The sequence below is a fragment of the Streptomyces bullii genome (genome assembly GCF_042657145.1).
Classification (GTDB): domain Bacteria; phylum Actinomycetota; class Actinomycetes; order Streptomycetales; family Streptomycetaceae; genus Streptomyces; species Streptomyces bullii.
This window is the reverse complement of sequence record NZ_JBHSNY010000013.1, coordinates 87379-105777: the sequence shown is the minus strand read 5'-3', so window position 1 is coordinate 105777 and position 18399 is coordinate 87379. Positions and strand designations below refer to the sequence as shown.

Here is an 18399-nt window from a genome sequence, read left to right as displayed (position 1 = left end):
GGTACCTGGGTGCCGTGAATCCGCTGGTACCACCGGGCGTGTACGCCCCACAGGAGGACACCGAGCTGCTGGCCGGTGCCCTGTCCGAGGAATCGCTCCCCCCGGGAGCGGAGGTTCTTGACGTCGGCACCGGGACCGGCGCCCTGGCACTGGAGGCCGCGCGGCGCGGAGCGCACGTGACCGCGGTCGACGTGTCACGGCGCGCGGTGTGGGCCGCCCGCCTCAATGCCCTGCGGGCCGGTCTGCCGCTGCGCATCCGGCACGGGAACCTCTTCGATCCCGTGCGGGGGCGGTCCTTCGACCTGATCCTGGCCAATCCCCCGTACGTTCCCGCGCCGGACACCGGGGGGCGCCCGCGGGGCGCGGCCCGATCCTGGGACGCGGGCGCTGACGGGCGGCTGGTCCTGGACCGGATCTGCCGGGAGGCACCCGCCCTGCTGCGGCCCGGCGGCGTCCTGCTGCTCGTCCAGTCCGCGCTCAGCGACACCGGGCTCACACTCGAGCGGCTGCGCGCGGCCGGTCTGAAGGCCGCGGTGACCCGCCGGCAGCGGATCGCGTTCGGTCCCGTCCTGCGCGGCAGGGAGCGCTGGCTGCGGGAGCGGGGGCTGCTGTCCGCCGCCGACAACGAGGAAGAGCTGGTGGTCGTCCGTGCCGAACTCCCCGTCTGACACCCCGCGGCGCATCACCGTCCGGCGCAAGGGGCCCCTGCTGGTGGAAGGCCCGGTGGAAGTGGAGCTGGAGGACGGCACCACCGTCCGCTCCGACCGCTTCCGGGTGGCGTTGTGCACCTGCCGCCGCAGCCGTCGCTACCCGTGGTGCGACACCAGCCACCGCGACAGGTCCTGACCGGCCGCGCCCGGGTGGCGCGGCGTGGCCCAGAGGCCGGCGGGCGGCCCCACTCCGCCCGCCGGCCCCCTCGCACGAGACCGCCGGTTCCCGCATCAGCGCCTCGCACTCCCCAGTTACGGGCCGCTTCACGTTCACGGGAGCCATACGATCCCGGTCCCTAGAAGGTGAAGACGCTCCAGCTGTGGGCGTTCTTCACGCACTCGTTGGCGAAGGTGCGCTCGTAGGAGACGCGCTGCCCCTGCCACACGCCGTCGACGGTGACGACCACCGGGTCGTACTGCTTGGTGCACAGCACGTCGGCACGGGCCGACAGGGCGTCGAACTCGCCGCTGACGCTGCTCAGCTCGGCACACGCCGAAGCGGCGGCCGGGTGGGTGCCGGCCGGCCTGGGGGCACAGGTCAGGGTGACCGCGCGTTCCGGAGTGGCGGTGGCCGCGCTCTCGCCGTGGCCCACGGTGAGCACCAGGGCCGACGGTGCGTAGAGCGCGGAGGGGGCACTTCCCGGGGCAGCTAGCGCGGTCCCCGCCAGGGGTGCGCAGACGGCGGCGGCCGTGAGGCCGAGGGTCGTGGCCCAGCGCGCGGTGTTCCGCATTGTGTGCATCCTTCCGCTCGTTTCGACAGATACCGGTCCGTGCTCGGTCGGTGCCGGGCCGGCGAGCGCGAGTCTGCCGAGTCCGCCGCCGAAACTCACATCGACCCCACCGGTTTCAGTAACGTTCCGTATTGAATCAGTGGCGAGAAGTCACGGAAGCCGCACACGGAAACCCCGGAACTGAGCCACCGCCGACCGCACGATGCGGACACCTGGCCGAATTCCCTCTGCTCCTTAATAGGCCTGAAACATTCCGGTTCCGCTCGTCATCGACCGCTTCCGGACCCCTTGCGTTCATGCTCGGGGCCGAGTAATCGTCATTACATGATTACGAGCGAACAGCGAGAGAAACTGCGCGGCTGGTTCGCCGGCCGCCTTCCCGACGACCTCTTCGAGGAGCCGCCCGAGCTCACGGTGGACCGCGAGGAGATCACCGTCATCGGCCGCATCGCCGGGCCCCGGCTGGCCGAGGACGCCTCGGCCGCCGAACGGGAGGCGGCCGTCCAGGGCCGCGTCCAGGAGTTCCGGGAACGCACCCGGGAGGCACGGATCGCGGTGGCCCGGGAGGCCGAGCACCGGTTCCGGCGCAAGGTGTCCTGGGGCGTGGAGTGCGGCGGGCAGCGCGCCCTGTTCACCCACGTGGCCGCCCCCGTCATGACCCGGCTGCGCCAACCCGAGCGCCAGGTCCTCGACACCCTGGTCGCCGGCGGCGTGGCCCGCAGCCGCAGCGACGCGCTGGCCTGGTGCGTACGCCTGGTGCAGCGCCACACCGACGACTGGCTCACCGAACTGCGGGACTCCCTCGAACACGTCCAGCGGGTCCGGGCGCAGGGACCGGACGCCGAGGCCGAGCCGGACACCCCGCAGGACGACGACCGGCCGACCGGTGGATGATCCGTACCTCCCTGCCCCGGAAGGTGGACGAACCGCCGCCTGGTCCGCCCGGTCGTGCCGGCATGACGTCGGCGGACGCCCGTCAGGGCGGCCTCCTCCTGCCGCCGCACATCCCCGCGACGGCGACCGACCCTCCGTACGTCACGCCACCACGCGCGCCCCGCCCTCGACGCAGCCTCCCCTTCCGGCCGGCCCTTCTGTCCCTGGGGGCGTTGTCAGAGGGCTCGGCCAGGTTGCCCGCATGACCGACTTCGTACTGGTGGCGGGGACTTGGCTCGGGGCGTGGGCGTGGGACGAGGTGGCGGCCGAACTGCGCGCCGCCGGGCACGACGTCCATGCGCTGACGCTGTCCGGGCTCGCCGAGAAGAGAGACGTGCCGGCCGGCCAGCAGACGCATGTGCGGGACGTCGTGGAGGAGGTGGAGCGACGCGAGCTGCGGGACGTGGTGCTCGTCGGGCACAGCTACGCCGGCATCCCGGTCGGCCAGGCCGCCGAGCGGATCGGCGGGCGGCTGCGGCGTGTGGTGCTGGTGGACGCCGATGTGGCCGTCGACGGGGAGTCGTTCCTGTCGGGCTGGCCCAGCGAGCACGTGCGGCGGGCGGTCGAGGAGCACGGCGGCCACTGGCCGCCCCAGGCAGCGGACGACTACGCGGGCCAGGGACTGACGGACGACGAGATCGCCCGGATCGTGGCCGGAGCGACTCCTCATCCGGGGGCCACGCTGACCGAACCGGCCGTCATGGCCCGTCCGCTCGGGGAACTGCCGGGCACCTACGTCAAGTGTCTCCTCGACGGTGAGGAGCCGTGCGGCGCCGCGGCCGAGCTGCTCGCAAGCGACCGCTGGGAGCTGGTGAAGCTGGACACCGGTCACTGGCCGATGTTCTCCGAGCCGCGTCAACTGGCCCTGGTTCTGCACGCGTCGGCGACGGCAGCCTGATCCCCCGCTCCGCCTACCCGTCGGTATGGTCGGCGCGTAGGCGCGTTCTCAACGGCGAGGGGCGGAGCGAAGCGATGGGAAAGCACTGGGCGGACTTCCAGTACGAGATCTATCTCGACGGGATGACGGGGGCCGTTCCACGGCTGCCCACCGATCTGACCCGCCTGGAGGAGCTGACCGAGCGACGGCTCGGCCCCGGTCCGGTGGGCTACGTGGCGGGCGGCGCGGGCGACGGCAGCACGGCCCGCGCCAACCGGGCGGCACTGGAGCGCCGCCGCATCGTGCCGCGCATGCTGCGGGACGTGCACGAGCGCGACCTGTCGGTGGAGGTGCTGGGCCGTGTCCTGCCCGCCCCTGTGGCGCTGGCGCCGGTCGGGGTGCTGTCGATCATGCATCCGGACGCCGAGTCCGCGGCCTCCCGGGCCGCCGCCGCGCAGGGCGTGCCGTATGTGCTGTCGTCGGCGTCCAGCACGCCGATGGAGCAGGTCGCCGCGGCGATGGGTGACGCCGAGCGCTGGTTCCAGCTGTACTGGCCCAAGGACCGCGAGGTCGCCCGGAGCTTCCTGACCCGGGCGAAGGCCGCGGGGTACGGCGTCCTCGTCGTCACGCTGGACACTCCGCTGCTGTCCTGGCGGCCGCGCGATCTCGACCAGGCGTACCTGCCGTTCCTGCACGGTGTGGGGACCGCCAACTACTTCTCCGACCCGGCGTTCCGGGCGGGGCTGGCCAAGCCGGTGCACGAGGACCTGAACGCGGCCGTGACGCACTTCGTCGGCATGTTCGCGGACCCCGCGAAGACCTGGCCGGACCTGGCGTTCCTGCGGGAGAACTGGGACGGCCCCATCGTCCTCAAGGGCGTTGTGCACCCCGATGACGCCCGCCTGGCCGCCGACGCGGGCATGGACGGTGTCGTGGTGTCCAACCACGGCGGCCGTCAGGTGGCCGGTGCGGTGGCTGCCGCCGACGCGCTGCCCGGGGTCGTGGACGCCGTCGGCGACCGGCTCACCGTCTTGTTCGACAGCGGCATCCGCACCGGCGACGACGTCTTCAAGGCCCTCGCCCTGGGCGCACGCGCGGTCCTCGTCGGACGCCCGTACGTCTACGGCCTCGGACTTGACGGCCAGGCGGGCGTGGAACACGTGATCCGCTGCCTGCTGGCCGAACTCGACCTGACCCTGGCCCTCTCAGGACACGCCACCCCGGCGACGCTCACCCGCGCCGACCTGGTGGACCAGCGGGCCTGACCGCGCCGTAGGGCGGTCTGGCCGGGGCAGGCGGGCGCAACAGCCCGGGCCTGAGCAGGTAAACGCAACCGCCCTGGCCGGGGCAGGCGGCGCCGCGTCGCCCGCCCCGGCCTTCCGTCAGGCCCCGGTGGCCGCACGCCGCGTCGTGCGCGGCCCTAGAGGTCGGGCAGTTCCGCCGGTCGGGCGGCCGGTGTGTCCGTGCCCGCTATGGAGAGTGCGCCGGAGGCCGTCGGTGCCGGCTCCGTGCGCCAGTTCTGGGTGGTGGAGCGGTCGCGGACCTTGACGACGATGTCGGCGTCCGGGTCGCCGGAGGCGGGAGTGAGGGCGAGGCGCTCGTCCCAGCGGGGCAGCAACTCGCCCTGCACGGTGATGTCGTAGCGCACGTCGTCGCCGCGTTCGTCGTCCGCGGCGGCGCACGTGCCGAGGATCACGACACCCGCGTCCTTGTGGGAGTCCAGGCACAGGCCGGGATCGGCCACGCTGCGCAGCAGCCCGTCCTCCTCGTACGTCCACTGCTGGGTCCACGCCGACGAGCACACCGCCAGCCTCGCCCCCGCGCCCTCCGCCGCCGTGCCCCGGACGTCGAGGCACAGGTCGGCGGCCACGTTGCGCAGCCGGGTCTGTGCCGGTGCCGTGGGAAGCCCGGCCGTGCCGGGCGCGGTCGCGCCCGGCGGTACGGCGCCGTTGCCGCCGACGGCACTGGTCGAGCCCGTGGGGTCCGCTCCCCCGCCGCCCTGCGAGGACGTCCCGATGACGAGCACGGTGGCGAGCACCCCCGCCGAGACGGCCCCGACGCCCGACAGCAGCGCGCGGGAGGACCGCAGCGCCTTGGGGACGCGCACGCCGCCCGGCGTCCGGCGGCCGGGCACCGGCACGCGGGATAGCAGCCGCGGCCGCTCGGCGCCGACCGGCCCGCTCCTGCGGCGCGCGCCGCGACGGCCGGCGCGCGTGGCGCGCGAGGCACGGTCCGGACGGGAGTCGAGATAGCGGCGGGCGCCCCAGCCGAGCACCGCTTCGGCGATCAGCATGCCCAGCCCGCTCTCGAAATGGCTCAGTTGTTCGGCGGCGTTCCGGCAGTAGCCGCACTCCACCAGATGCTGCTGGACGTCCGGCAGCAGCGCGCCGCCCCGGCGGATCGGGACGTCAAGGAGGCGGTTGTAGAGGCGGCAATCCTTGCTCGGGGCAAGCTCGCGATGGGCATGTACACAACCCTCACGGAATTTCTCACGCGCCTGTTCGAGGATGGCCGACGCGGTGTCGGCATCGGTGCCCAGCAGACCGGCCGGGACGGTTAAAGGCTCGGCCTCCACCTCGACGTGCCAGAGCAGACAGCGCGCGGCCGCGGGAAGTGCCTGGAATGACCGCTGTGCCAGGGCCCGGTTTTCGGGCGTCATCGACTTCGCCGCGCGCATGCCCCGACCGCCGGCGGGTTTCTGCAACTGCGGGAGAACAGCGGCTATTCGGTCGTCCGCGGACCACTCCCGGACCGTGTCCCGCACGGTCACCAGGAGCGCCGGACGCAGCGCGACGCCCGACTCGCCGAAGGCGAGGCGGTTGAGGGTCCGGTGGAAGGCGGTCGAGGTGACCATGGCCGCGACCTGCGCCGACGAGGCGAGGCAGATGACCGCGTAGTCGTGCACCGGCTGCCAGTGCCGCGACATCAGCAGCGCGACGGAATGAGCGGCGGCCTCGCTCTGCGGACTGCCTCTCAGCCGGGCGGCGAGGGATTCGTCCGATTCCCCCGGATCCCCGCCGGGCGGCGGATACGGAGGACGAGGGGGGTGGGGGGTGGGCACTGAGATGTCTTCCTTCCCACGCGCACGTGACACACGGAAGTTCTGTCCCCGAATACAAGTCCGGTCGGTGCGGACCTCTTTCGGCGGGCGCGGGGAGCAGGAATTCGCCGACGGCGAATGGGAACCGGTTCAGCAACGCGCTTGCGACACCCGGCCGTTACCCCCCGCACGGGTGATTCACTCTCGCACAACCCGCACACGGCCAACAAGGCAGTCGAGCAACATCCGCACCATTGACGAAAAGTCAGAAACACGGTCGACCGGCGCCGCTCGCATGGGCTTTCGACATTTTATGCGCCCCGTGTGAATCACACGCACACACCCGGTGCTCCGCGCACGCTCCCGGCGCACGCCCCGGCGTAGTGCACTGGGCGTGGCCCTTCTCGGAGGCCACGCGCAGGACGGCGGCTCTCCTGCGCGAAGGGCCGCCGGCCCCGTTCCTCCCGCCCTCGGCCGGCGGCCCCGGGGCGGGAGCGGTACGCCTGGGGGCGGCGGGACGCACGCGCGGCGGCGGAACTCAGATCTGCCAGGACCGCAGCCGGTCCGCCGCGCCGTAGACATCCGTCGTACCGGACATCAGATCGCGGGCGAGGTCCACGAGGGCGCCGTAGGGCGGGTCGATGCCGACGTCGCTGACGAACATGTACGCCACGGCGGTCGCACAGGCGAAGCGGGCGTTCGCCGACGGAAGCGGCCTGAGCACGGCGAGGGTGTGCAGCAGCGCGGCGGCCCGCCAGGCCGCGTCGGAGTCCACGCCGAGGCGCGGCGGGTCGACGCGATGGCGGGCGACGGCGGCGACCAGCGCCGAGAAGTCGTTGATCGTGGGCTGGTCCGGCAGGACCTCTTCGTGGCGCTGGAGCAGCCAGGGCACGTCGATATGGAGGACGGGTGCCATCGGTCAGGCGGCCCGGCCCTCGCCCTTGGCGGGCGTTTCGTCGTCGGGGAAGGCGGCCGCGAACTCGTCGGCGTGGGACGCGAAGAACCGACGGAAGGCCTCCGCGCCCTCCTGCAGCGCCCGGTGGCGGGCTATGTCGGCCGCGGCGGCCTCCCGCACGAGCGCCTTCATGGACGTACCGCGCTCCTTGGCGATCTGCCGGAGGTCCTCTAGCTCGCGGTCGCTGAACTCCACGTTGAGAGCTGGCATGGCCTCACGGTACCGCTCGGGTACTTACTCGTAAATACCCCCTGGTCAGCAGCGTCTCGCGACGGTACCGAAGGGCCTCCACACCCCCGGAACCGCTGAGATGTGCGTCACATCCGGGCCGCACGATGTCACATTCCGGCCCCGCCACGCCTCCCGTGGTGACCGCGCACTGGGAGGCCCAGCCATGTCCCAGACCGAGACCGAGACCGACACCGGGAGCCGGACCCGTGTCCCCGGCCCCGAAACGCGGGCTCGTTCCGCAAGCCCCGCGAGGTGAACTGGGTGTTCGGCTGGCTCCTGCTGTGCCTGCTCGAGGGCCTGTTCGGCTACTCGCTGCCGGACGACCTGCTGTCGGGCACGGGCCTGCGGTTCGTCGACGGGGCGCTGCTGTCGGTGCCGGTCGTGGGGACGTACCTGTCGATGTTCCTGTTCAGCGGCGAGTACCCGGGGGACGACGTCGTGGCCCACTTCTACTCGCTGCACGTGCTGGTGGTCCCCGGCATCATGGCGGCGCTGGTGGTGCCCACCTGGTATTGGTCGTGCACCACAAGCACACCCAGTTCGCGGGCCCGCACCGGACCGAACGCAACGTGGTCGGCACGCCGTTCATGCCGGTGTACCTGGCGAAGGCGGGCGGCTTCTTCTTCCTCGTCTTCGGGGTGCTGGCGCTGCTCGCGGCGGTGGCGTCGGTCAACCCGGTGCGGGCGTACGGCCCCTACCGCGCGGACCAGGTCTCCACGGGGGCGCAGCCCGGCTGCCGGCGGACCGTACGGCGGTCGAGCCGGTCACGCGTGCGCCCGGCAGAACTCCCGGACGGCCCGGTTGAACGCCTCCGGGGCCTCCAGGTTGCTGACGTGCCCGGCACCGCGGATCACCACCAGCGTGGCCCCCGGGATCGCCTCCCGGAAACGGTGGGCGACGTCCAGAGGGGAGCGCGCGTCGCGCTCGCCCCACAGGAGCAGCGTCGGTACGGAGATCTCCGGCAGCAGGTCGCGCTGGTCGGCCGCGGCCATGAGGAAGAGCTGGGTCCGCATGGTCTGCGGGCGGGTGTCGGCCGCCATCACCGACAGCAGGCGGAGCAGCTCGGCGCGCGGTGCACCGGCGAACAGGCCCGGAACGGTCGGCTGGAACTGCTCGGCCGGCACGGCGAGCATCCGCTGCGTGCCCTCGACGCGGGCCCGCACCTCCTCGGGCGGCAGCGAGCCCTTCCAGCCGGCGTAGGTGTCGGCCAGGAGCAGCGTTCGGACCAGGTCCGGGCGGCTCCGGTACAGCTCCAGCACGACGGTGCCACCCCAGGACAGGCCGGCCACCTGGGCCGGGCCGAGGCGCAGGTCCTCGATCACCGCGGCCAGGCAGCGGGCGTAGTCGGCGAGGGAGAAGCCGGGGGGCACGTCGTGGGAGCGGCCGGCGCCGGGTTCGTCCCAGGCGACGACCGTGAACTCGTCGGCCAGGGCGAGCTGCGGCCGCCACATGCGCGCGTCCAGGGCGGCGCCGTGCGCGAACACCAGCGGCGGCCCCTGACCCACCCGGTCGTAAGCGACCTCGACCCCGCTGACCAGCACCGTCGCCATGCGGACCAGGCTACGCGCGCGTGCCGGGGGTGTCCTGTCGGACGGTTGCCCCGGCAGGACGCCCCCGGCACACGGCGCGATCACCGGCCCCGCGTCTGCGGCGTGATCCGGACGACAGCCCCCTAGACCTGGTCCGCCACGAAGGCGGCCATGCGGGTCAGGGCGGCGTTCCAGTTGATCGTGTGCTCGTTCGTCGACCAGGACCGGATGTCGTCGATGTAGCAGAACTGGCCGACGCAGCCCCGCAGTTTCTCCTGCGCCAGTGGGTCCTGAATGCTGGAGTTGGGCCCTCCGGCGAGCGTGCCGGCCGGCGGGTTGGGCTGCTTCGGGTCGAGCTGGCGGGCGTACCAGCGGCTGTGCTGGTTGTGGGCGTTGACCTCGCCGTAGCCGGTGACGTACGAGATGTTCAGCGCGTTGCGTCCCAGGATGTAGTCCATGGTCTGCAGCGCTCCGTCCCGGTACTTCGTGGCGCCGGTGATGTCGTACGCGGTGGCCAGGACGACCGCGTTGTTGAGGACCTGATGGCTGGAGCCCCAGTCGTAAACGTTGCCGTCGGGGGCGTACGGCAGGCCGTACGGGTGGGCCTTCAGGGTGGCCAGGTAGCGGTCGGCGCCCTTGACGACGGACGCGCGGACCTTGTCCCGGCCGGGCAGCCCGCTCGGCACGAGCGCCAGGTCGAGGCGGCCCGCGGCGGCCGTGCGCGCCCAGTCGAAGCCGAGCGGGCCGAAGATGTCGGCGGTGTGCACCGGGGAGTTGGCGACGTACCGCTCGAACTCCTTCTCCCGCGTGGTGAGGTACAGCTCGGCCGCCGCCCAGTAGAACTCGTCGGTGACCGTGGTGTCGGGGTAGGCGCCGCCGCCGATGCCGTCGTTCGGGTCCGCGTACACCTCGGGGTGGGCCAGGGCCGCCGCCCAGGCCGTGCGCGCGGCGGCCAGCGTCTTCGCCGCGAACGCCTTGTCATACGGCTTGTACAGGCGGGCCGCCTGCGCGGCCGTCGCCGCGAGGTTGAGCGTGGCGGCCGTGGTCGGCGGGTGCAGCTCGCGCTTTTGCGGGTCGTCGTGCGGCATCAGCGGCAGCCCGGTCCACTGCTCGTCGTGGATCTTGTGGTGTGCCATGCCGGCCAGCGGCTCGCCCTCGGGCACCTGCATCCTCAGCAGGAACTCCAGCTCCCAGCGGGCCTCGTCGAGGAGGTCCGGGACCTTGTTGCCGCTCTCGGGGATGTTCAGGGTGCCGTCGCCGAGCCTGTCCGCCTGTCCGGTGCGGGTGTGCAGGGCGCGCTCGTAGGTGCTGAGCAGCTCCCAGGTGGAGATGCCGCCGTTGACGACGTACTTGCCGTGGTCCCCGGCGTCGTACCAGCCGCCGGTGACGTCGAGCGTGTAGTCGCACACGCCCGGCCGGCACGGCACGTCCTTGTCGCCCTGGTTGGGGGCCACGCCGAGGTGACCGGCCGGGCGGCCGTAGCCGGGGCGCAGGTCGTCGCGGATCGGGGTGCCGCTGCGCTGCGTGTAGTAGTACTTCGCCGCGTCGAGGCGCAGCCGCTGGTAGGCGCTCGCGTCGATGTCGAACGGGCGGCTGGTCTGTCCGTCGGCGACCAGCGTGAAGCCCGTGCCGCGTGTGCGGTAGGCGCCGAAGTCGATGGAGTGGACGTTCTGCCCGGAGGAGACGTCCACCCCGCGCGGCACGGTCGAGCCGCGCGCGACGACCGCCCCGCCGGCGTCCTTCAGCTGCCAGGGCAGTCTCGCCGTGGCGTCGGTGACCAGGGTGGCGTTCTTCGGCCCGGCGGGCAGGTAGGCGACCTGATTGACGCGGACCCGGGGCCCGGTGTCGGGCTCGTACTGCTCGGGCGGCACTCCGCCGAGCAGCGACACGTCGTCCATGCAGAACCGCCACGGGTCCGCGCTGCCGCCGAGCTGGAAGCCGACCTGGCCCCGGGCGGTGTCGACGGGCGAGGTGAACGTGTAGGAGTACCGGTCGCCGGAGACGCTGAGCTGCGGCGTCACCTCGTAGTAGGTGTCGTACGGCGCGACGGACAGGCCGACGATCGCGCGCACCACGTGCCCGGCGGGCGAGCCGGTCGCGCTGAAGGAGAAGCGGTACGACTCCCCCTTCACGAGGGCGATGTCGTTCTGACCGACGGCGGCGTCCCAGCGGTTGGCGGTGCCGCCGGGGACGTCGGCGCAGAGGCGGCCGTCGGACAGGCCCGCCGTGAGGTTGCCGGTCGTCCACCAGGGCTCGGTGGTGGTGTCGAAGCCGCCGTTGCGGACCTGCTCGGTCTCGTCGGCCCCGGCCGGGGCGGCGGGCAGCGCGGCGAGTGCCGTGGCCAGGAGGGCGGTCAGGGACAGCAGAGCGGTTCTGCGTCGTTTCACGTCTGGGCTCCTCGTCGGGGAGGTGCGGGTGGCGCTCAGTTGTGGGAGCGCTCCCAGATGCGGGTGCAGACCATGCTTGTGGCCGGTGTGACACTCCGTCAACGGTCCGGACGGGACGGGTTCGCCGTGTCCCGTCCGGACCGCCCTCCCTCACAGGTCAGGCGGCGGGCGCCTCCAGACGGCTGACGCGCATCGCGCCACGGGCCTCGTCGGGATACCGGCTCGTCAGGGTGAGCCGGATCCGGGAGCCGCGGACGGCGTCGAAGGTGATGACGGTCGGCGCGTCGGAGGCGGTGGCCCAGTCGGTCCGGGCGTTCTTCACCCGCCGCCAGGCCCGGCCGTCCCACACCTCGGCGTCGACCTGCGCGGGCAGGGTGTGGGTGGCGTCCACGGTGAAGGAGACGTCCACCCGGTCGAAGCCGCGTGTGCGCCCGTAGTCGACGGAGACCCAGTCCTGGGTGCGGGCGCCGTCGAAGGCCGGCAGCAGGGCCGTGGCCTGCTTGAAGAAGCCGTTGGACCAGCCGGTGTCCGGGTCGCCGTCGAGCATGGCGGCGGGCAGGGTGTCCGGGCGACCGGAGAAGCTCGCGTCCGCGTGGGGGTAGGTGAGGGGCGCCGGGTGGTCGGGCGTGAAGACGGGCGGCGGGGTGGTGGCCCGGTCGGCGGCCGGGGTGGCGCGCACGGTCGCCGTGCCCGCCCGCAGCCCCTCGGCACGCGCGGTGACCTTCACGGTGCCCGTCTTCGTCCCGGACCGGACGATGGCGAGGGCCTTGCCGTGGAAGGCGGTGCGGGTGCTCGCCTGGTAGCGCTCGGCGCTCTCCTGCCGGCCGTTGTCGAGCCCGGCGAGCGAACCGCCCGCCACGTCGAAGGAGATCAGGTGCTCGGCGTCCGGCACCACCACACCGCGCCGGTCGACCACCTCGGCGGTGACGAACACCAGGGAACGCCCGTCGGCGGCAAGGGACGTGCGATCTGGGGTGAGCCGTATCGCGTACGGGGCGCCGGCGGTGCGCAGCACGTCGGTGGCGACGGCCCTGCCGTCCTGCCGGGCCACCGCCTTCAGCTCACCAGGTTCGAACGGCACCCGCCACGTCAGATGGAGTTTGCCCGCGCTGCCGTTCGGGCTGGTGTAACTGCCCGGGTAGGGCCCGTCGGTGAAGGTCTTGTCGTCGCCGGTCGCCTCGGTCGTCTCGAGGTACTCCCGGCCGTCGACGGTCTTCTTGGTGTCGAAGCGCCGTACGCCCAGCGACCTGCCGTTGAGGAACAACTCCACGGTGTCGACGTTGGAGTACGCCCAGACCTCGACCGTGTCGCCCTCGGCGTGGTTCCAGGTCATCGGCAGCAGGTGGACCATCGGTTTGCTGGTCCACTGGCTCTGGAAGAGGTAGTACATGTCCTTCGGGAAGCCCGCGGTGTCGACCGCGCCGAAGAAGGACGCCTTCACCGGGAAGACGTCGTACGGCGTCGGCTCGCCGATGTAGTCGATGCCCGACCAGAGGAACTGCCCGGTGAACCACTTGCGGTCCCGGTCCTTCTTGTGGCCGTACTCGCCGCTCATGGTCCAGGAGGCGAGGTTGTTGTCGTACGAGGAGGTCGCCCGCTTGCCCGGGGTGTGGTTCTCGCCGGTGTTGAGGTGTTCGGGCTCCTGGTAGGTGCCGCGTGTGGAGGTCTCCGAGGAGGACTCCGACTCGAAGAGGAAGAGGTGCGGGTAGGTGGCGTGCAGGGCGTCCACCGACTTGGCGGTGTTGTAGTTCAGGCCGAGGCCGTCCAGCTTGGCCAGCATCAGGTCGGCGGCGGAGCCTCTGGCGGGCAGGCGGCGGTACTTGTCGGAGCCGATGACGATCGGGCGGGTGGGGTCGGCGGCCTTGATCGCGTCGATGATCCGGTCGGCCATGGCCAGGCCGGCGGTGGAGGTGGAGTCGGGGACCTCGTTGCCGATGGACCACATCAGCACGGCGGGCGAGTTGCGGGCCGCGAGCACCATCTCGGTGGCGTCCTTCTCGCCCCACTCGTCGAAGAACCGGCCGTAGTCGTAGCGGTTCTTTCCGGTGCGCCAGCAGTCGAAGGCCTCCACCAGCATGATGACGCCCAGTTCCTCGCAGACCTGGATCACCTCGGGCGCGGGCGGGTTGTGGGAGGTGCGCAGGGCGTTGACGCCCATCGACTGCATGATCACCATCTGGCGGCGGATCGCGTCGATGCTGACGGCGGCGCCGAGCGCGCCGAGGTCGTGGTGCAGGTCGACGCCCTTGATCTTGTGATGGGTGCCGTTGAGGTGGAAGCCCTCGTCGGGGTCGAAGCGGAAGGTGCGGAAGCCGAAGACCGTGCGGTAGGTGTCGGTGGTGCGGCCGCCGACACGCAGTTCGGTGTGCAGGGTGTAGCGATGCGGGGCACCGAAGTCCCACAACCGGGGCCGGGCGACGGACAGTTCGTGGGTGGAGACCGTCTCGTCGGTGACGGCGACCGTGGAGGAGGTACGGGCGACCGTACGGCCCTTCGGGTCGGTGATCCGGGAGAGCACCTCCACGTCCGTGCCCGTGCCCGAGGCGTTCACCACGGACGTCGCGACCCGGACGACGGCCCGCTCCGCGGTGACCTCCGGGGTCGTGACGTACGTGCCCCAGCGCGCCACGTGCACCGGCTCGGTGACCACCAGGCGGGCCTCGCGGTAGATGCCGCTGCCTGAGTACCAGCGGCTGCTGGGGAGCCGGTTCTGGACCTTGACGGCGAGGACGTTCTGCGTGCTGCCGTCGGTGTACAGCAGGTCGGTCAGGTCGAGGGCGAAGCCGGTGTAGCCGTAGGGGTGGCGGCCGACCTCCTTGCCGTTGCAGTAGACGTACGCGTCCATGTAGACGCCGTCGAACTCCACGGAGATCCGCTTGCCCGCGAGGGCCGACGGCAGGGTGAAGGCGATGCGGTACCAGCCGAGGCCGCCGGGCAGGAAGCCGGTGCCGCTGGTCGTGCCGTGCTCGGTGGTGGGGGTCTGCTCGATGCTCCAGTCGTGCGGGACGGCGACCTCACGCCATGCCGAGTCGTCGTGGCCAGGGGCGGCGGCGCCGGCGTACGCGCCGGTCGGGTCGGTGATGCCGCCCGGGTTGACGAGCGCGAAGCGCCAGCCGTCGCGCAGGGCGACGGTGCGGCGACCGGATGTGCCGCGCGCTTCCTCGGCGGACCACGCCGCCGGAGCGCCCAGAAGCGCTCCGGCCGCGGGCGCGGCCGCGGAAGCGAGCAGAACCGATCTGCGAGTGACCGACATTGACGGCTCTCCCTCATTAGGGCCCAGAAGTACTCAGAACTGACCGCGAACAAACAGATTCTGTCGGTGTGTCAGGCGGGGTCGTCAAGGGTGCGGGGGTCTTCGCCGCGGGCGGGCGCCGATCCGCATGGGCGGGGGCTGGGGCTGCGGGGACTGCGGGGCCGGGCTCCGCGGGCCAGCGTGGGCGCGGGCCGGGTGTGGGGTGCGGGTGTTTGGCCCGGCGTGGGGTGTGGACCCGGCGTCGGGGTCTGGGCCCGGCGTCGGGGTCTGGGCCCGGCGTGGGGTGCGGGCCCGGCGGGGTGCGGGGTCTGGGCCCGGCGTGGGGTGCGGGCCCGCGTAGGGTGTCGGCCCGGCGCGGGGTGCGGGCCTGGCGTGGGGTGCGGGGGGCGCGGGCCCGGCGTCGGGGTGCGGGCCCGCGTAGGGTGTCGGCCCGGCGCGGGGTGCGGGCCTGGCGTGAGGTGCGGGCGCGGCCATCGGCCCGGGCGGCCATCCGGGCGCGGGCACGGGAGCCGCCTGGCTATGCGGCGCGGGGATGCCTTTCATCTCGGAGGTCCCCACTCTCCTGGGCGCGGGATGCCGACGGCGCGGGAACGTCCCTCGGCGTGGGCGGCCGATCCGCCGGGCGCGGGCGCCGGGTGTCAGCACGGGAGCGGCCCGGGCGTGCAGTGCGGGAACGCCCATCGCCCAGGCGGCCATCCAGGCACGGGCACGGGAGCCGCGCCGTAAGGCGCGGGAATGCCTACGCCCCGGGCGCCCCACCCGCCGGGCGCGAGCGCTGATCGCCTGCGCGGCAGCGGCCCGGGCGTGCAGTGCGGGAACGTCCATCGCCCAGGCGGCCATCCAGGCGCGGGCGCGGGAACGGCCCGGGTGTGCGGCGCGAGAACAGGAGCCCCACCGTGCGGCCCGCAAGCGTCCCTCTCCCCCGGTGACCGGTCCACCGGGCGCGGGCACGAGCCCACCTTCGGCGCGCAAGCAGCCCTCACCCCCCGCGACCCAGCCCCAGGCGCGACACAGGAAAGACCCGAACATGCAGCGCGGGCAGCGGAGCGTGTCGGCACGGTGAGCCGCCAGGCTCTGCCCGCACGGGGGCAGCGGCTCGCTCGGGGCTCCGGCACACTAGGGTGGGACACCCGAGTGGCGCGGCTGTTCACCGAGAGTGTGCGCAATGGAGTGGCGACGATGAGCCCGGACCATCCGTTCGACGATGCCGCGGCGGCCCGGGCCGTCATCGACGCCGGTGGCATGCTCACCGAGTGGAGCGAGGGCGCCCGCCGTCTGCTGGGCCATACGGCCGCCGAGGTCGTGGGCCGCCCGGCCGCCGACCTCCTGGCCGACGACGACCGGCACCCCGCGCCCGCCCCGGTCGACGCCCGCTGGAGCGGCACGCTCGCGCTGCGGCACCGCGACGGCCACACCGTGTCGGTCTGGGTGCTCGCCCACCGCAGGGATCCGGCGGACGGCGGTACCGGGGACTGGCTCGCCGTGACCCCGCTGGGGGACGCTGGTCCCGACCCGCTGGACGACCCGCTGGTCCGGGCGGCCGTGACGCAGTCGCCGTGCGCGACCATGATCTTCGACGAGCGGTTGCGGCTGCGCGCCGTCAACGACGCCATGGAGGACCTCCTCGGGCTGCCGGCCGCGCGGGTACGGGGGCTGAAGCCCACCGAGGTCGGCGGCCGGCCCCAGCACGCGGAGCTGGAACGGCACATCCGGCACGTGCTGGCCACGGGCCGGCGGCACGACATGCAGACGTACATGAAGGCCGGCGGCGAGAACCGCGCGCACGCCTGGCTGGCCCGGATCGCGCCGCTCACCGACGAGGCCGGCCGGGTGCGCGGCGTGTGCGTGACCGCCCACGACTTCACCGAGCAGTACCAGGCCCGTGAACGGCTGCAACTGGTCAACGAAGCCAGCGTGCGCATCGGCACCACCCTCGACGTGACGCGGACGGCCCAGGAGCTGGCGGACGTGTGCGTGCCCGCGCTCGCCGACTTCGTCAGCGTCGACCTGCTCGATCCGCAGGAGTACGGCGGTGAGCCCAGCGGCCCGCTCACCGCCCCGGTCGCTCTGCGCCGCGCCGCGCACCAGTCGGTCAACGCGGGCAGTCCCGAGGCCGTGGTCAAACCGGGCCAGGTCGACGTCTACCCGGCCTCCTCACCCCAGGCCGACTCGCTGGTCGCGGGCCACACCATCATGGCCTCGGTGTCGTCCGGTGACCTGGAGCAGTGGCTCGCCTGGGACGAGACGCGTTACCGCCGGGTCCAGGAGTACGGTGTCCACTCCACGATGTCCGTGCCGCTCCAGGCGCGCGGCACGACCCTCGGCGTCGCCGTCTTCACCCGGTTCCGCAACCCCGACGGCTTCACCCACGACGACGTGCTGCTCGCCGAGGACGTCACCGCGCGGGCCGCCGTCTGCATCGACAACGCCCGGCGCTACTCCCGCGAGCGTGAGACGACCGTCGCCCTGCAGCGCAGCCTGCTGCCCCGGTCCCTGCCCCGCACGGCGGCGGTGGAGGCCGCCTCCCGCTACTTGCCCGCCGCGCGGGCCGGGGTGGGCGGTGACTGGTTCGACGTCATACCGCTGTCCGGGATGCGGGTCGCCATGGTCGTCGGCGACGTCGTCGGGCACGGCATCCAGGCCTCGGCCACCATGGGCCGGCTGCGCACCGCCGTACGCACCCTCGCCGACATCGACCTGACCCCCGACGAGTTGCTCACCCACCTCGACGACCTGGTCGTCCGGCTCTCCGAGGAGTCCGGCGGCGACGGCAGTACGGGAGAGGTCGGGGCGACCTGCCTGTACGCGGTGTACGACCCCATCTCGCGGTGCTGCACGCTCGCCCGGGCCGGGCATCCGTCGCCCGTCCTGATCCCGCCGGGCGGCCCGGCCCGCCAGCTCGATCTGCCCTCCGGTCCCCCGCTGGGCCTGGGCGGCCTGCCGTTCGAGAGCCGGGAGGTCGAGCTGCGTGAGGGCAGCGTGCTGTCGTTCTACACCGACGGGCTGATCGAGAGCCGTGAGCGGGACGTCGACGCCGGGCACGGCCTGCTCTGCTCCGCCCTGTCGGCCGGCGCCGACTCGCTGGAGGAGACCTGCGACCGCGTCCTGCACGCACTGCTCCCCGCGGGCGGCGCCGCCGACGACGTGGCCCTGCTGCTGGCCCGCACCCGTGGTCTGCCCGCCTCCCAGGTCGCGACGTGGGAGATTCCCGCCGACCCGTCGCTCGTCGCCCCGATCCGCAAGCAGGTCGTCGAGCAGCTCGTCGGCTGGGCGCTGCCGGAGGCCACGTTCACCGCCGAGCTGGTGGTGAGCGAGCTGGTCACCAACGCGATCCGGTACGGCGCCCCGCCCATCCGGCTACGGCTGATCCACGACGCGGCGACGCTGATCTGCGAGGTGTCCGACACCAGTCCCACCGCTCCGCACCTGCGCCGCGCCAAGACCTGGGACGAGGGCGGCCGCGGTCTGCTGCTGGTCGCCCAGCTCACCCAGCGCTGGGGCAGCCGGCACACGGCCGAGGGCAAGACGATCTGGGCCGAGCTGGGCCTGCTCGACGAGAGCTGAACGCTTCCCTGCTCTTGTTCCCGAGGTCAGCGGTGCCCGCACCGCCACTCCGGCGGCCCTGCTGGTGACCCCGCCGGACGAGCGGCGGCCGCTGAAGGTGAGGCGTACGGCCGGTGAGGTGCCCGTCGGCGGCAACGCGTCCTCGGTGTTCGTCACGGTGCTGAGCCCCGGCAGCGGGCCCTGACATCA

At 73.0% G+C, this 18399-nt stretch carries 13 protein-coding genes and 2 pseudogenes; 8 read left to right on the top strand and 7 right to left on the bottom strand.

What is annotated here, in order from left to right:
* Positions 1–5: 5 nt before the first annotated feature.
* Together ACFPZJ_RS32635 and ACFPZJ_RS32630 are read left to right on the top strand one after the other, a co-directional pair.
* A complete protein-coding gene (locus ACFPZJ_RS32635) occupies positions 6–668 on the top strand; it encodes a HemK2/MTQ2 family protein methyltransferase (RefSeq protein WP_381029589.1) in 663 nt (220 codons plus the stop codon).
* A complete protein-coding gene (locus tag ACFPZJ_RS32630) occupies positions 649–846 on the top strand; it encodes a CDGSH iron-sulfur domain-containing protein (protein ID WP_381029236.1) in 198 nt (65 codons plus the stop codon). Before ACFPZJ_RS32635 ends, ACFPZJ_RS32630 begins: the two co-directional genes overlap by 20 nt.
* A 160-nt stretch (positions 847–1006) precedes the next feature.
* On the opposite strand, the gene ACFPZJ_RS32625 is transcribed toward ACFPZJ_RS32630, so the two are convergent.
* Positions 1007–1441 carry a protease inhibitor gene (locus tag ACFPZJ_RS32625; protein WP_381029234.1) on the bottom strand — a complete coding sequence of 145 codons (435 nt, stop codon included), beginning with the start codon at positions 1439–1441 and terminating at the stop codon, positions 1007–1009.
* A 324-nt stretch (positions 1442–1765) separates the two neighbouring features.
* Between ACFPZJ_RS32625 and ACFPZJ_RS32620 the strand changes: the two genes are divergently transcribed.
* From ACFPZJ_RS32620 to ACFPZJ_RS32610, 3 genes are all read left to right on the top strand, one after another.
* Positions 1766–2335, top strand: coding sequence for a hypothetical protein (locus ACFPZJ_RS32620; RefSeq protein ID WP_381029232.1), 570 nt, complete (start codon positions 1766–1768; stop codon positions 2333–2335).
* Between the two features lie 241 nt (positions 2336–2576).
* Entirely contained in the window at positions 2577–3272 is a 696-nt protein-coding gene (locus tag ACFPZJ_RS32615) for an alpha/beta fold hydrolase (RefSeq protein ID WP_381029229.1), read from the top strand.
* A 74-nt stretch (positions 3273–3346) separates the two neighbouring features.
* Entirely contained in the window at positions 3347–4516 is a 1170-nt protein-coding gene (locus ACFPZJ_RS32610) for a lactate 2-monooxygenase (RefSeq protein ID WP_381029226.1), read from the top strand.
* Positions 4517–4671: 155 nt separating this feature from the next.
* On the opposite strand, the gene ACFPZJ_RS32605 is transcribed toward ACFPZJ_RS32610, so the two are convergent.
* The 3 genes from ACFPZJ_RS32605 to ACFPZJ_RS32595 all read right to left on the bottom strand — a co-directional run bounded on the left by ACFPZJ_RS32605 (position 4672) and on the right by ACFPZJ_RS32595 (position 7456).
* Complete coding sequence (locus ACFPZJ_RS32605; protein WP_381029225.1) at positions 4672–6312, bottom strand: RICIN domain-containing protein; 1641 nt, start codon at positions 6310–6312, stop codon at positions 4672–4674.
* 517 nt (positions 6313–6829) lie between these two features.
* Positions 6830–7207 carry a toxin Doc gene (locus tag ACFPZJ_RS32600; protein ID WP_381029222.1) on the bottom strand — a complete coding sequence of 126 codons (378 nt, stop codon included), beginning with the start codon at positions 7205–7207 and terminating at the stop codon, positions 6830–6832.
* A gap of 3 nt (positions 7208–7210) precedes the next feature.
* Complete coding sequence (locus ACFPZJ_RS32595) at positions 7211–7456, bottom strand: hypothetical protein (protein ID WP_381029219.1); 246 nt, start codon at positions 7454–7456, stop codon at positions 7211–7213.
* A gap of 249 nt (positions 7457–7705) precedes the next feature.
* Here ACFPZJ_RS32595 and ACFPZJ_RS32590 point away from each other — a divergent pair.
* Positions 7706–8208: pseudogene (locus tag ACFPZJ_RS32590) on the top strand (cytochrome b N-terminal domain-containing protein); the annotation flags it as partial.
* A gap of 33 nt (positions 8209–8241) precedes the next feature.
* Here the strand turns inward: ACFPZJ_RS32590 and ACFPZJ_RS32585 are convergent.
* The 3 genes from ACFPZJ_RS32585 to ACFPZJ_RS32575 all read right to left on the bottom strand — a co-directional run bounded on the left by ACFPZJ_RS32585 (position 8242) and on the right by ACFPZJ_RS32575 (position 14646).
* A complete protein-coding gene (locus ACFPZJ_RS32585) occupies positions 8242–9027 on the bottom strand; it encodes an alpha/beta fold hydrolase (protein WP_381029217.1) in 786 nt (261 codons plus the stop codon).
* A gap of 122 nt (positions 9028–9149) precedes the next feature.
* On the bottom strand, positions 9150–11393 hold the full coding sequence (locus ACFPZJ_RS32580) for a glycoside hydrolase family 9 protein (protein ID WP_381029214.1): 2244 nt from the start codon (positions 11391–11393) through the stop codon (positions 9150–9152).
* Positions 11394–11550: 157 nt separating this feature from the next.
* The gene (locus ACFPZJ_RS32575; RefSeq protein ID WP_381029212.1) at positions 11551–14646 is read right to left on the bottom strand and encodes a glycoside hydrolase family 2 TIM barrel-domain containing protein; all 3096 of its coding nucleotides are present in this window, start codon (positions 14644–14646) and stop codon (positions 11551–11553) included.
* 1179 nt (positions 14647–15825) lie between these two features.
* On the opposite strand from ACFPZJ_RS32575, the gene ACFPZJ_RS32570 reads away from it, so the two are divergent.
* A complete protein-coding gene (locus tag ACFPZJ_RS32570) occupies positions 15826–18210 on the top strand; it encodes a SpoIIE family protein phosphatase (protein WP_381029209.1) in 2385 nt (794 codons plus the stop codon).
* A gap of 19 nt (positions 18211–18229) precedes the next feature.
* Positions 18230–18394, top strand: a pseudogene (locus tag ACFPZJ_RS32565) (DUF4232 domain-containing protein); the annotation flags it as partial.
* Positions 18395–18399 lie beyond the last annotated feature (5 nt).